Raw genomic sequence first — 15190 nt, 5'->3', positions numbered from 1 at the left:
CAACACGATGAGACATAGGTTTCCATTAATTTGATCAATTTATGCGGTATCAAGAAAGCAAGTAGAATACGACTAAAGTTGTAGGATGGTTTTTTAGGGTAAAATTATAAAATAAAAACAATAACTTAATTAATTGTAAGTAAGTGTACAAACGTTCACTAATGTAAGTGAACGTTTTTGCCATAGCCAATTATCATTTGAGCACTTTGGTCAATTTATCATCGGTCAAAATGCTGCTTTTTGATGGTTTTTGCCTATATTGCAAAATATTTGGTCATTTATTGCATAGGCATGATTTTTAAACCAGATAACCACGCACGTAAGCCAGCAGGTTTGAGCGGCTTTTTCAGCAATACAATATTCTGCTGTTTTAAATATTGAGGCAGTTCTGGATCAGAATCTGCGGTAATTAACGCGACCGGAATATGCGCAGGACGATATCGTTCAATAAAGTCCAAACCACGTTGATCATGATTCAAATGCTGATCAATCAGCCAGACCTGAATCTCTTCCTGCTCAATGAGTTGGAGTGCTTCTTCAGGTTCTGTTGCCGTGAAGATCTGATAGCCCCATTTGCTCAACAGTGTTCGCATGCCTTCTAGAATGGTTTCATCATTATCCAGACACAGGACTTTATAGGCCGTATGCTGTAATGCTGTCACATGCGGTGTCGCCGTTTGAATTTTAGGTGCTTCCACTAAAGGGACTTCGATCATGAAGCAGGAGCCTTTACCCAGTTCAGAATAAACATGTACGGGGAAATCCAGCAGGCTGGTCATCCGTTGCACAATCGCAAGCCCCAGTCCAAGACCTTGTTCGCCCCAAGGTGAAGTATGCCCACAACGCTCAAACTCTTGGAACAGTTTAAGGCGTTGTTGTTCATTAATCCCTGGCCCTGTATCCCAAACACCAATACGAATATGATTTGGTCGTTGGGCTGAACGCAACACACCAACCACTACACGTCCTTGCGCTGTATAACGTAAAGCATTGCTGACAAAGTTCTGAATAATTCGTCGCATCCATTGAGGATCGGTATCTACCCAAAACTTGGTATCGTGGACGGAGAGTTGAATATCGCGCTGGGCCGCAATGGATTTGAACTGTAATTCTAGGTCGTTCAATAAATCATGCAATGAATAGGCTTGGCGTTTAGGTTGAATGGTACCGCCTTCTAAACGGGCAATATCCAGTAGGGCAGAGAGCATACTTTCTGCACCGTAAAGTGCCCGATCCAGCTGTTGTAATGTTTGCTGATCTTCTGCGGAATGGACACTTTGTTCTAAAGCGGTGCTAAATAGACGTGCTGCATGCATCGGCTGAAGTAAATCATGACTGGCTGCGGCCAAGAAACGGCTTTTCGATTGATTGGCTTTATCGGCTTGTTCTAGCGCCAATTGCTGTTCGGTCAACGCATTAGCAAGCTGTTGGGTTCGGTCACTGACACGTTCTTCCAGTACGGCTTCATTTTCACGGAATGCTGTAATATCGGCAAAAGTGGTGACGAAGCCACCGCCTTCAATTGGATTACCGCGCATTTGAATAACGAGACCATCTTTACGAATCCGTTCGAACTCATGTGCACTGCCAACTTTCATCCAGTGCAGTCGTTTACGCACATGTTCTTCAACTGGGCCTGGCCCACATTCACCACGTTCCGCGTTATAGCGAATCAAGTCCGCAATTGGGCAGCCGACATAGACCAGATCTTTTGGATAATCAAATAGCTTCAGGTATTGGTTATTCCACGCCACTAGACACATATTTTTATCCACCACACTGACCCCTTGTGTCATGTGATCGATCATGGTCATCAATAAATTCTGGTTAAAACGCTGCCATTGCGAGGCTTGGTCAAGAATATTCGCGACTTGACCCAGTGCCAAACCATTATTAATCATGGCAGTGGTTAATAAGGTACGGGCAGAGGCAGCTCCAATAATCCCCGCCAGATATTGCTCGGTAAAGCGCCACCACATGCCATTTGCCACATGATTTTCATTTAAAACTACATGATTTTGTTCACAAAATTGCTGAAAAGCTTGCAAGGTCGGTTTATCGCCAGTAATACGTTTGGCCAATGCTAGTAAATCACCGACTTTAAGTCGTGCAGCATTCAGGTGCAGATCTGTCAGGTCAGTGTTGGACTGGGCTGAGGGCAATGGTTTGCTTTCATAGTAGAAGAAGCTTTCCGCCTGAATTTGTTCGGCCACACTTGGACGGTAGAGGCGCGATACCCAAATATAAAGCACCACGTTCAAACCTAAAGACCACAACACACCATGCGTCAGAGGTGCAAACGATTCAAATCCGAGTAAGGCTTCTGGACGTAAGCCATTAATATTAAAAGGCCCAAACAATAAAATATGTTGTGCAAAATCTTGATAATGATCAGGCAGGCTACGCAGTACGGTCGGGAACAGTAAGGTGTAGCTCCACATAGCAAAGCCCATTAATAGGCCGACGTAGACACCCTGACGACTTGCACCACGCCAGTATAAGCCGCCAATCAAGGCAGGAGAAAATTGTGCGACCGCACTAAAAGCCAGTAAGCCAAAAACAGAGAGTTGGTTGATATCATTAAAGAAATGGAAAAACAAAAAGCCCAGTAACATTACGCTGATGATACTAATGCGGCGGGTGAGTTTGAGTACCCGAGGCAAATGCTGATCATGACGGGAAATAATTTTAAAACGCCACAAGGCAGGCATGATCAGGTCATTACTGAGCATAATTGACAATGCCACTGAGGCAACCAAAAGCATGCCAGTCGAAGCTGAAAAGCCTCCCAGAAAAGCTAAAAGGGCTAACCAATCCTGCTGATAGCTCATCGGTAAAGCCAGTACGGCAATGTCTGGTGTCCCCAGCGATTCGGGTAAAGAATGCAGCGCCCAACTGGCAATTGGAATGATCGCAATCACGGTCAGAATCAGATAGGCAGCGAACCAGCGACGCGCCCCACGAATATGTTTTTCATCCCGTAATTCCACCACCGCTACATGAAACTGACGTGGTAGGCAGATCATGGCTAAACCAGCCAATAACGTTTGCACCCAGAATGTTTCAGGGACACCGAGTTGTTGTAGGTCATGAAAATGCTGATGAACATCAGTACTGACCTGTTTAATATTGTCTGGTGATTGTAATAAGAAAAATGCCGCCACACAGAGCAGGGCAAAGAGCTTAACAAAGGATTCAAAGGCAACAGCCAGCATTAAACCGCCGTGCTGTTCGGTATGCGCAATATGCCGTGTCCCAAAAATCATGGCTAAAATCGCCAGTACAGCCGTCAGCACCAGAACACTATTGGTGGTGGTATGGATATGTGCGTTCTGCTCCAGAATCACCGAGGCGCTAAGTGCAATAGCACGAAGTTGCAAAGCCAGATAGGGCACAATCGCAATGACGGCAAGAATCGTGACCAGTGCTGCCAGACTTCCGCTTTTGCCGTAACGGGCAGCCACAAAATCGGCAATTGACGAAATAGCATGGTGCTGACGGATGCGGCCTAAGCGCTTCCAGATGTCATAACCAAACCAGATAAATAGCAATGGCCCAAGATAAATCGGCAGAAAGATCACGCCTTGGCGAACTGCGGCGCCTGTTGCGCCATAAAAGGTCCATGAAGAGCAATATACGCCCAAAGTTAAGCTGAACAGCAGCATCCGACCACGCGTACTTAAACGGCTGGCGTGCTTTTCACCAAAAAAAGCACAGCCGAATAACAGCACGATGTACAGGGCCAATACCCCAAGAATAAGCCAACTGTTCATATTGCTCACGTGATCAAATTCCATTTTTTATCATACCCGAAGCGTGGGTATAGCAAGGAGTAGAGATTTGCATTTAGAGACCAAAGTCTAAGTTACGAGTCAATCATAATCTTGTTAAGTTGGATAATGAAAAATCCCACGTAAAAAGGGGTCCACGGTTGGACACAAAAATAAGGAGTTGATTATGGATGATTCTCAGGTAGATCGAATTCTACATAATCCAAAGTTTCAAGAAATGGTCAGCAAAAAGCGTACATTAAGTTGGACATTAACAGCAATTATGCTGTTTATCTACGTTGGATTTATGCTTTTGGTTGGCTATAACAAAGAATTTTTAGCAAGTTCATTTAGCGGTGGTGTAACCACTTGGGGTATTCCCCTCGGTTTAGGCATTATTGTGTTGTCATTTATTTTATGTGGGGTGTATTCCTACATTGCCAATAATAAGCTTGACCAGTTGAATGAAGAAGCCCTCAAGGAAGTTGAGGCCATTGCACATGAAAAAGGGATGCACTGAGATGAAAGGGACATCATTCAAAGCGATACTGTTCACACTGCTCAGCTTTTGCTGCACAAGTATTGCATTCGCCAGTCCAGATTTAGGTACAGCTGAACAGCAAGCGACCAACTGGCATGCGATCATTATGTTTACGATCTTTGTCGGTTTTACATTGTTCATTACTAAATGGGCAGCGAAGCAAACCCAGTCTGCACAAGATTTCTATACCGCTGGTGGCGGGATTAGTGGTTTCCAAAATGGTTTGGCGATTGCCGGTGACTATATGTCAGCCGCATCGTTCTTGGGTATTTCTGCATTGGTGTTCAGTTCGGGCTTTGATGGCTTGCTCTATTCACTCGGTTTCATGGTCGGTTGGCCAATCGTTTTGTTCCTTGTGGCAGAGCGTTTACGTAACTTGGGTAAATATAACTTATCCGATGTGGTGTCGTTCCGTCTGGAAGAAAAGCCAGTACGTACCTTGGCAGCATTTAGTTCACTGGTTGTCGTGGCGTTCTACCTGATTGCACAGATGGTGGGTGCAGGTCAGCTCATCAAATTATTATTCGGTTTGAACTACAACATCGCAGTTGTGATCGTGGGCCTCTTGATGATGGCGTATGTGATCTTCGGTGGCATGTTGGCAACTACGTGGGTGCAAATCATTAAAGCAGTGATGTTGCTCAGCGGCGCGACTTTCATGGCATTTATGGTAATGAAAGCAGTTGGTTTTAGCTTCACCAATATGTTCAATCAAGCGATTGAGGTGTATAGCCAGGCGCACAGCATGAGCTGGGATGAAGCCGCTAAAATCATGGGGCCAGGTTCATTAACGGCTAACCCGATTGATGCGCTTTCACTTGGTCTTGCCTTGATGTTTGGTACTGCTGGTTTACCGCATATCTTGATGCGTTTCTTCACGGTGAAAGATGCCAAAGAAGCACGTAAATCAGTTGTAGTGGCAACGGGCTTTATTGGTTACTTCTATCTTTTAACCTTCATTATCGGTTTCGGTGCGATTTTGTTTGTTGCAAACAACCCGCAATTCCTTGATCTTGCGAAAGCAGCAGTGACTGGTAAATTAGAGTTAGTCGGTGGTAACAACATGGCGGCAGTTCACTTGAGTGATGCTGTGGGCGGCGACTTGTTCATGGGCTTTATTTCAGCGGTCGCATTCGCAACAATCCTTGCGGTGGTTGCAGGTTTAACGCTGTCAGGTGCATCTGCAATTTCACATGACCTGTATGCCAACGTATTCAAGAAAGGCAAAACAACCCCTGAATCTGAATTGAAAATGTCAAAAATCGCAACTTTAGGTTTAGCGATCTTCGCCATGATTTTGGGTATTTTGTTCGAGAAACAAAACGTTGCCTTTATGGTTGGCTTGGCATTCTCGGTGGCATGTTGTGCAAACTTCCCAGTACTCGTGTTATCAATGTTCTGGAAAGGCTTAACAACGCGTGGTGCAGTGATTGGTGGTGTCGTAGGTTTAGTCGGTGCGGTGAGCCTGATCATTCTATCTAAAGCAGTTTGGGTAGATACCTTGGCGATTTCTGAAACTGCGCCAAACCCATTCAATGGCCCAGCATTATTTGCAATGCCACTTTCATTCTTCTGCTGCTGGTTCTTCTCTGTAACAGACAAGTCAGCACGTGCAGAGAAAGAGCGTAAAGCCTTTGATGCTCAGTTTGTTCGCTCAATGACAGGGATCGGTGCTTCTGGCGCGTCAGATCACTAATTCGCTTGAGCTAAAAAAAGCCCTCATTGATTGAGGGCTTTTTTATGGCTTATTGATGCATGCTCGCCAGTTGCTGTGACTGATTGCGATAGAGCGACAAGCCAATGCGTTGCAAATGACGCCCATTTTGTTCAAGAAAACGGTTTAATTTTGGAATATGTTTGGCACTGGTATACAGCGCTAAATTTCGACCAATCAGATAATAAGCAAACCAAGCTGCTGATTGTGGAGCTAAACCTAACTTCTGCATTTTCTTGCGACCAATAAAAAACTGGGTAATTTCTAAATGCTGTTTATACGCCAGTTTTTGCTGGAAAGTCCGTAAATAACGATATTTGCGTTCGAATGGCTCTTTGGAAAGACTGGAACCGAGTGAGATGCTACTGGCATCGGACTGTGGATGGGCAAATTGCATCCAGTAAATCAGTTTCCAGCCGTCTGCTTCATGATCGACCAGCCATTTTTCCTCAACACCCATTAGCCAGCCTGCATATTTCCAGAAATGTAAAAAGCTATCGACTTCCTGCTTGCTCGGAAAAATTCCCAAAGCACGAATACCAATCAGCACCACACCACTAAAGGCAATATTGGTCATGGCCTGATCATATTGGTTGATCGGTAGGCCCCAAGTCTCGGCATCCCATTTTTCTGATTTTTGCAGTTGATGACGAACCAGTGAATGAATAAAGCGTACAAAAATGGTGGAGGTAAAACCTTTACTAAAACGTGAAAAACCATCTGCTTCGGTGATATCGACCCACCATTTGGTGGTTTCAGCGAGACGAGTTCCTGCCTGTTTCTTTAATGCACCGGTCAGGATCAGAGGTTGGTTAAAGCCCGGATACATATAGCCAGTCATTAAGGATAAATCCCGCAGGATCAGTCCATTATTGACTCCTAAACGATAAGTAAATTTGAGCGCTTCATCGACTTTGGCTTGCTCATACCAATCAGGTTTCTGTTCCACCAGTTGGAAGAAAGTGGTGAGTTCAGGAATTTCATGTGGTAATTTGTCTAAACCCTCATACAGCGCCGTTTCAAAGTATTTACGATGCAGTTTAGGATTTTGTAGCACCCAAAGCAGCACTTGATCCATCGGTTCATCACCACTTTGCAAGGCTGTGTTCAAGGCAAGATATTCCTGATAACTCGGCTGAACTTCCTGTCGGGTCATATAACTGAGGATTTTCGTTTTGATATTGCGCTGAATCATGTCTTCAAACGCCGCCAAGCGTTTAGGTTTAACGATGCTTTGCATTGCATAAAGTCCCTGATTGTTATTTAATCAAAGCTTAATATGAATAATTATTCGTATTCAATTCGCATTTCAATTGAGGCTGAGCATGAGAAAACGACCGCAGCAGCAACGCGCCAAAATGATCGTTGAAAGTATTTTGGAAGGGGCACAGAAATGTATTTCTGAATATGGGGTTTTGCAGGTGACCACGCCTAAAATCTCTGAAAAATCAGGGGTGAGTGTCGGATCGATTTATCAGTATTTTGAAAATAAAGAGCAAATCATTGCGGAATTATTGCTACGTAAAAGTGAAAATTTGGGACAGGCGGTAAAGCAACTGGTGATGCTACAACAGCAAACTTCTATTCAGGACATCATCACATTAAGTATTGCCTTTGGCTTTGAATCGCTAAAGTCTGATCAAGGTTTTTTTATCGAAATTTTAAAAAACTGGCATGCTTATAGTGATTCGGAAGCGGCACAAGTTTTAGAGCAGCACTTTTTAGAAGTCGGCATGTATTTATTTGGGCGTTATTATCCACACTGGGATTTTGAGACCTTAAAACATAAGTCTTTTGTGATTATTAACAGTACCTTATTTACCATGATGCGTTATGCCAGTAAAAATACTTTTCTTATTGAAGAACAACGCCTGCAACAAGAACTGTCTAAAATGATCGTTTCTTTTTTAGATGCAGTATGATGCACTCAACAAAAATGAAAACCATAACAAGATTCAGGAATATCACATGCAAAGCTTAAAACAATTCTGGAGTACGTTTCGTTTATTGCCATCTGCATGGTTGTTGCTAGTTCAACTGGCTTTATTGGTTCTCTATATGCTGACCTATGGTGATAGTGAATATCGTGCCTTGACATGGTCAATGGGCGTTTTGGCCTTATTGATTATTGCCAAGGTGATTCGACAAACACCTGTATTTACCTTTTGGGGCTTGGTTTTTGTCAGTGGTGCCTTCCTATTTTCGATTATGCTCTTTATTGGTTATGCCACACCGACCATTCAAATTATGGCCTATAGTTTTGAGGCTTTGGCCTATTTCTATGCGGCTTATGGCTTGTTGCGCTATATGTTTGCTGACCGTTATCTGACCAAGGATGAGCTATTTGCAGCAGGTGCCGTATTTACCCTGATCGCTTGGGCCTTTGCTTTTTTATACAGTATTTGTCAGCTACTTTTGCCGAATAGTTTCCTGAATCCCAATCAGCCCCAAGCCTTACAAAGTTGGCTGGATCTGCTGTTCTTAAGTTTTAGTCTGCAATCGGCAACAGGTTTATCTGACTTGATGCCGATGAGCCCAGCCGCCAGAGTCTTAGCAATGTTACAAATGTTTGGTGGGGTGATGTACCTCGCCGTGGTGGTATCCCGTTTGATTGCATTGCAATATATTGCGCATTTACCCAAAAATCAGTGATCCGATGTTGAAATGGAGCGGGTCGCTGTTTCCTGTTCCAGCCATTCGATGAATTTCAGCATAATCGGGTTATGCGGCTGTTCAGCATAAACAAAATAATAGCAACGCGAACCGCTGAGTTTGTGCGATGACACGATGATCAATTCTCCTCGATTCAGTTCTTTTTCAATCAGCATTTGTGGAATCAGTGCTACACCAAGATGGTGAGTAGCGGCAACGGCCAGCATGGAAAATAGCTCATGGCGCTGACCTTCCATCGCATAGGGTGCGTTATAGCCCAGACTGTCGAACCATTCTTTCCAGATTGCAGGGCGAGTGGTTTGTTGTAATAAGGGCAGTTGTGAGAGTTGTGCCGCAGTCAGATCCAGTGCCGCTGGTGATTCATTTAGAATCAGATCAGGGAAGAACTTTTTAATCAGCGTCGGTGAGCAAACAGCAACCACTTCTTCTTGCATCAAAAAATGTGCAGTCGTTCCAGGCCAGTTTTCAACTTGAGCGGGTGTACCTGCATAGATGGCGGCATCAAAAATCTGCTCACTGAATAAAAATGGCTTGGTGCTGGTCTCAAGATGGATGGTAATTTCGGGATAGCTTTCATTAAAGCGATGTAGGCGTGGCAGCAGCCAGCGCGTTGCGAAGGTTGGCACCACCCCCAATTTAAGCGTGCCACCTAAACCTTGATGTGACATCAGGTCGAGTGTGCTGTGTTCCAGTCCCAGCAAATGCGTCTTGATATTTTTTAAATATTGTTCACCCGCAATCGTCAGTTCCACCCCATGTCGTACCCGATGAAACAAGGGCAGATTGAGAAACTCTTCCAGTTGCTGAATCTGTCTGGAAACCGCACTTTGGGTCATGCTGAGTTCCTGTGCGGCATGGGTATAGGTCTTATGTTTGGCAGCGGCTTCAAAACAAATCAATGACTGGAGTGAAGGAATCATACGTCGCATAACAGCATCCTTGTGTTACCTGCAAAAAAGAACCATGAGGTTGGGATAATTCAAGTGTTATACATTATTCTCTGCTGTATTTTTAACAGAATAATGGAGTCCGTTTCAATTGAGCTATGCATAAAACGCATAGCTGTATGAAAAAACATCGTTTGCCTGAAGCTTTAATCTGGCCTAGCATCAAGTGCATCACTGATATTCAGATTGCTTAAAAGGAAGATAAAAGTCATGGCAAATCAAGGAAAGCGTGTCTCTTTTAACTGGCAAGATCCATTTTTACTCGAACAGCAACTCAGCTCAGAAGAATGCATGATTCGGGATAGCGCTCAGGCCTATTGTCAAGACAAACTCATGCCACGCGTACTGGAACAATTCCGCCATGAAAAAACAGATCCAAGTATCTTTCGGGAAATGGGTGAGCTAGGTCTATTAGGTCCAACTATTTCAGAGCAATACGGTGGAGCAGGATTGAACTATGTCAGTTATGGTTTGATTGCACGCGAGATTGAACGCGTAGATTCTGGCTATCGCTCTATGGCCAGCGTGCAAAGTTCGTTGGTGATGGTACCTATTGATGAATTTGGTACCGAAGCACAAAAACAGAAATACCTGCCTAAATTGGCGTCAGGCGAGTACATTGGCTGTTTTGGATTGACTGAGCCCGACCACGGTTCTGATCCAGGAAGCATGCTGTGCCGTGCCAAAAAAGTTGCAGGCGGTTATCGTCTCAGTGGCAGTAAAATGTGGATTACCAACAGTCCAATCGCAGATGTATTTGTGGTTTGGGCCAAAGAAGTTTCTGAAGCGGGCAATGTCGGAGAGATTCGCGGATTTATTTTGGAAAAAGGCTGGGAAGGACTCTCTGCACCAGCCATTCATGGCAAGGTCGGACTACGTGCATCGATTACCGGTGAAATCGTGATGGATCAAGTGTTTGTACCAGAAGAAAATGCGTTTCCTGAGGTGCGCGGTCTGAAAGGGCCGTTTACCTGCTTGAACAGTGCCCGTTATGGTATTGCATGGGGTGCGATGGGCGCTGCTGAATTCTGTTGGCATACCGCACATCAATACACCATGGATCGTAAACAGTTCGGGCGACCTTTAGCCGCTAATCAGCTCATCCAGAAAAAACTGGCAGATATGCAAACTGAAATTGCCTTGGGATTACAAGCCGCTTTGCGTTTTGGGCAAATGAAAGATGCAGGCATTGCTTCAGTCGAAGGCACATCGCTGATCAAACGCAATAACTGTGGTAAAGCGCTGGAAATTGCTCGACTGGCACGTGACATGATGGGCGGCAATGGCATCAGTGATGAATTTGGTGTGGCACGTCATCTGGTCAACTTAGAAGTGGTAAATACCTATGAAGGAACTCATGATGTGCATGCGTTGATTCTTGGGCGTGCACAAACAGGCATCGCTGCATTTTCTAACTAAAAATTCATCACTTGTTGAACGCAAAGATACGCTTTCGGGCGTGTCTTTAGGCACATTCATGCCTAAAAATATCGACCAAGGCTGTGAAGCGGGGTCGTCAATACGATCCACAATAATCATAAGGAAGGAACAGGATGGGTGCATTAACTGGTTTACGTGTACTGGATCTCAGTCGGGTGTTGGCAGGACCGTGGTGTAGTCAGATTCTGGCCGATTTAGGCGCTGAAGTGATCAAGATTGAACGTCCTCAAACAGGTGATGATACCCGTATGTGGGGACCGCCATGGATGAAAGATGATGCAGGACAACCTACACGCGAAGCGGGGTATTATCAGTCTGCCAATCGGAATAAATACTCGGTCGCCATTGATATTGCATCAAAGGAAGGCCAAGCCTTGCTAAGAGAAATGGTCAAGGACAGTGATGTGCTGATTGAAAACTATAAAGTTGGTTCATTAGGCAAATACGGGCTGGACTATGCCAGCCTGAGTGAAATCAATCCGAGATTGGTCTATTGCTCCATTACGGGCTTTGGGCAAACAGGACCGCGAGCATCTGAACCTGGTTATGATTTTGTGATTCAGGGCATGGCGGGATTGATGAGCATTACTGGTGAAAAGGATGATCTGGCAGGGGGAGGCCCACAAAAAGTTGGCGTTGCAGTCACAGATTTACAAACAGGGTTGTATGCCACCATTGCGATTCAGGCGGCGCTTTGGGCGCGTCAAACGACAGGAAAAGGACAGCATATTGATTTGTCCTTACTTGATGTGCAGGTCGCAGGCTTAGCCAATCATGGCATGAACTATCTCATTACAGGTCAGGCACCGAAACGTTGGGGGAATGCCCATGCCAATATTGTGCCTTATAAAACCTTTAAGGCAAAAGATAAGGACTTTATTATTGCGTGCGGAAATGATGCCCAGTTTAAAGCCTTGTGTCAGGCCATTGGCCAAGCTGAATGGGCAAAGCATCCCAAGTTTCGATTCAATCAGGATCGGATTGCGCATCGTGGGGAATTGACCACTTTAATGGATCAGCATTTTCTCACGCAATCTGCACAATACTGGGTAGAGCGGATTCATGCCGTTAAAGTACCAGTAGGTATGATCAATAATGTGGATGAGACCTTGCAAGAACCGCAAGTACAAGCACGGGAAATGGTGGTGTCGATTCCACATCCACAATATCGTCAATTTAAAATGATTGCATCGCCATTGAAGTTATCTGAGACACCTGTGGAATATCGTCTTGCACCGCCCCGTTTGGGAGAGCATACCCAACAGGTTTTAGCAAAATATTGTTCAACAGAGGTCTTGGCGGCGTTGACTGAGCAAGGGGTGATTGGGCATTTGTAGAGAATGCCCTGTGTCGTTTAGATCGCTGGAAATTGAAGCTTTATCTACATAAAATCAGAATTTATCGTTTAATTTCATATCCTGTTACAGCATTACAACTGCGTTATTCTTGATATTTTTTATACTAGAGCACGAGTTTTACATGACATGAACTCGCTTTTATTCACGTTGTGAATGTCTTATTTGACCCTTGCGGTCTGTCCACTATCATTAGAATAACGTGGGGGAATTATGCCTTCCAAGCCATCTTCGCAGTTTGCGAATGTGAATCCGAACGTGTTTTTAAGCACGGTGATTATCATTGCGATTTTTCTCGCAATCGTCATTATCGCACCGAGTTCATTTGAACTTTTGACCCAACAGTTAAAACAATGGATCACCGATTCATTTAGCTGGTTTTATGTTTTATCAGTCGCCGTCTTTTTGATTCTACTGATTTATATTGCCTGTTCCGCCAGCGGAAAAATCAAATTAGGACCTGATCACAGTCAGCCTGAATATAGTAATGGCTCATGGTTTGCCATGCTATTTACAGCTGGGATGGGGATCGGTCTGATGTTCTTTGGCGTGGCGGAGCCCGTGATGCATTACGTCAGTCCGCCGAGTGGTGATCCTGAAAGTGTAGAATCGGCACAGCAAGCCTTACGCATCACCTTCTTCCATTGGGGTTTACATGCCTGGGCGATTTATGCCGTTGTCGGGTTGGCACTTGCTTACTTTGCTTATCGCCATAATCTCCCGTTAAAAACCCGTTCCGCTTTATATCCAATTATTGGTAAAAAGATTTATGGTCCTATAGGCGATGGTATTGATACATTTGCCACTATTGGTACGGTATTTGGTGTTGCGACTTCTTTAGGTTTTGGGGTGACCCAGATTAACTCTGGTCTCCATTATCTCTTTGGTATTGAACAAAGTAGCCAAGTCCAAGTCGGTCTGATTATTTTTGTCAGTATTTTGGCGTCAATGTCAGTATTTTTAGGTTTGGATAAAGGCGTGAAACGTCTTTCAGAGCTGAATCTGATCTTGGCATTGGTGTTGTTGGCCTTTGTATTTATTGCTGGCCCAAGTATCTATTTGCTACAAACCACAATTCAGAATGCAGGTTCATATTTCTCCAATCTATTTAGCATGACGTTTAATTTATATGCCTACCAACCGAACGGCTGGATTGGTGGCTGGACGATCATGTATTGGGCATGGTGGATTTCTTGGTCGCCATTTGTCGGAATGTTTATTGCGCGAGTTTCGCGTGGTCGAACCATCCGTGAGTTTATCGTCGGCGTATTACTTATTCCAACGGGCTTTACCATCATCTGGATGGGTTTCTTAGGAAATGCTGCACTGTTCAGCATTATGCAAGAACACAACGTGACCTTGCTGCAAGCTGTACAGAATGATTCGTCAGTAGCATTGTTTGAATTCCTGAATCACTTGCCTCTTGCTGGTGTGATGAGTTTGTTGGCAACAGTGCTGGTGATGCTATTCTTCGTGACCTCTGCCGACTCTGGTGCATTAGTGACGGATTATTTGACGGCTAAAACCGAAAACTCACCGACATGGCAAAGACTGTTCTGGACAGTATTAATGGCCGTGTTGGCGATTATTCTGCTTCTGGTTGGTGGTCTCGCTGCGTTGCAAGCGTCCATCATTATGAGTGCCTTGCCGTTTACTTTCGTTATGTTGTTAATGAGTTGGGGGCTGTTAAAAGCCTTAAAAATCGATGTGACCAAAATGCAAGCTATTCAGGAAGCGCGTATTACGCCACGGGCAATTCATAATCCGCGTAGTTGGCAGCAACGACTAGGTCTGATTATGCATTACCCGCATACTGAAGCTGAGGTAAGAAACTATATTGATACTCAGGTGAGAAAAGCGTTTGAAAGTATTCAGAAAGAATTTAAACGCCGTCATCTTGAAGTGAATATTGAAAATACCGAACAAGGCTTGCAGTTGCGTGTCGATCATCATCATGAGATTAACTTCATCTATACGGTATATGCCCATGAGACCGTACCGCCAAGTTTTATGCTTGGACAAGGTGACGCTGACGAAGCTCAATATTACCAGGCAGAAGTATTCTTGAGAGAAGGTGGTCAAAACTACGATGTCATGGATTGGACCCAAGAGGATTTAATTCAGGACATTATTGATCAGTATGAACGTCATCTTTACTTCTTGAATGTTGTACGAGGTACAAATTCTTAATCAAAGATTCGTACTAAAACAATAGAAACAACGGTTTTGAGCATTTCAAAACCGTTGTTTTCTTTTTGGAGCATCTTTTTTAAAGCTAATTTTTAGCTGAAAGCGCTTTTATAAATAAAAAATAAAATGAATCTGCTAAAGAAATGATCAACTTTAAGAAGTTTTTGATGTTAATTAAAGCGATTTTAATTAAAAGTCATTAAATAATAACGGGTTATACGTGTTTTTGTGCCTTTAAATTATTTTTTAAGATAATGAATAAATTTTAAATTATATAAATCAGTGAATTAGATAAGTTAAAGTTTAAAAAGAAAACAACCGAATAATTTAATTTTTAAAAGTGCTTGCGTCTAATCTGAAATGCTGTAGAATGCACATCCATCGGCGGTGATGCAGATAAAAACTTGTTGATAAACAAGGATTTGGCTAGATAGGTTGGATTCTTGGATTGATTGATAAGTTTTAAAAAATATCGAAATTACCTGTTGACTTTGAAGAAATTTAGAGTAATATAGCCGACCTAGCTTGATGATGACGAATCATCGAGAAGATCATTAAGA

Annotated in this window: 10 protein-coding genes; 7 read left to right on the top strand and 3 right to left on the bottom strand. The window is 43.7% G+C overall.

The features are described 5' to 3' along the window. Positions 1 to 278: 278 nt before the first annotated feature. Positions 279 to 3773, bottom strand: coding sequence for a PAS domain-containing hybrid sensor histidine kinase/response regulator (locus tag EC846_RS17490; protein ID WP_171410050.1), 3495 nt, complete (start codon positions 3771 to 3773; stop codon positions 279 to 281). 184 nt (positions 3774 to 3957) lie between these two features. On the opposite strand from EC846_RS17490, the gene EC846_RS17485 reads away from it, so the two are divergent. Further along, positions 3958 to 4290, top strand: a complete 333-nt coding sequence (locus EC846_RS17485) for a DUF485 domain-containing protein (RefSeq protein ID WP_004773206.1) — start codon at positions 3958 to 3960, stop codon at positions 4288 to 4290. Between the two features lies 1 nt (position 4291). Further along, on the top strand, positions 4292 to 6007 hold the full coding sequence (locus EC846_RS17480; RefSeq protein WP_032810733.1) for a cation acetate symporter: 1716 nt from the start codon (positions 4292 to 4294) through the stop codon (positions 6005 to 6007). 49 nt (positions 6008 to 6056) lie between these two features. Here EC846_RS17480 and EC846_RS17475 read toward each other — a convergent pair whose 3' ends face one another. Further along, positions 6057 to 7265: an oxygenase MpaB family protein gene (locus EC846_RS17475; protein ID WP_123775907.1), complete on the bottom strand. Its 1209-nt coding sequence runs from the start codon at positions 7263 to 7265 to the stop codon at positions 6057 to 6059. 85 nt (positions 7266 to 7350) lie between these two features. Between EC846_RS17475 and EC846_RS17470 the strand changes: the two genes are divergently transcribed. After that, a complete protein-coding gene (locus tag EC846_RS17470) occupies positions 7351 to 7947 on the top strand; it encodes a TetR/AcrR family transcriptional regulator (RefSeq protein WP_004773202.1) in 597 nt (198 codons plus the stop codon). Positions 7948 to 7993: 46 nt separating this feature from the next. Beyond that, positions 7994 to 8677 (top strand): ion channel, encoded by a 684-nt coding sequence (locus EC846_RS17465; protein ID WP_004773200.1) that lies wholly within the window; start codon positions 7994 to 7996, stop codon positions 8675 to 8677. On the opposite strand, the gene EC846_RS17460 is transcribed toward EC846_RS17465, so the two are convergent. Beyond that, positions 8671 to 9627: a LysR family transcriptional regulator gene (locus EC846_RS17460; RefSeq protein WP_123775906.1), complete on the bottom strand. Its 957-nt coding sequence runs from the start codon at positions 9625 to 9627 to the stop codon at positions 8671 to 8673. The genes EC846_RS17465 and EC846_RS17460 overlap by 7 nt on opposite strands. Before the next feature lie 228 nt (positions 9628 to 9855). Here EC846_RS17460 and EC846_RS17455 point away from each other — a divergent pair, with 228 nt between their 5' ends. From EC846_RS17455 to EC846_RS17445, 3 genes are all read left to right on the top strand, one after another. Beyond that, positions 9856 to 11064: an acyl-CoA dehydrogenase gene (locus EC846_RS17455; protein ID WP_123775905.1), complete on the top strand. Its 1209-nt coding sequence runs from the start codon at positions 9856 to 9858 to the stop codon at positions 11062 to 11064. Positions 11065 to 11198: 134 nt separating this feature from the next. After that, on the top strand, positions 11199 to 12422 hold the full coding sequence (locus EC846_RS17450; RefSeq protein WP_123775904.1) for a CaiB/BaiF CoA transferase family protein: 1224 nt from the start codon (positions 11199 to 11201) through the stop codon (positions 12420 to 12422). A gap of 231 nt (positions 12423 to 12653) precedes the next feature. After that, entirely contained in the window at positions 12654 to 14630 is a 1977-nt protein-coding gene (locus EC846_RS17445; protein WP_123775903.1) for a BCCT family transporter, read from the top strand. The last annotated feature ends 560 nt before the right edge of the window (positions 14631 to 15190 follow it).

Source organism: Acinetobacter sp. BIGb0102, from assembly GCF_003815055.1.
GTDB classification, from domain to species: Bacteria; Pseudomonadota; Gammaproteobacteria; order Pseudomonadales; family Moraxellaceae; genus Acinetobacter; species Acinetobacter vivianii.
The sequence above is the reverse complement of the archived record's forward strand: the minus strand, read 5'-3'. Positions and strand labels throughout refer to the sequence as shown.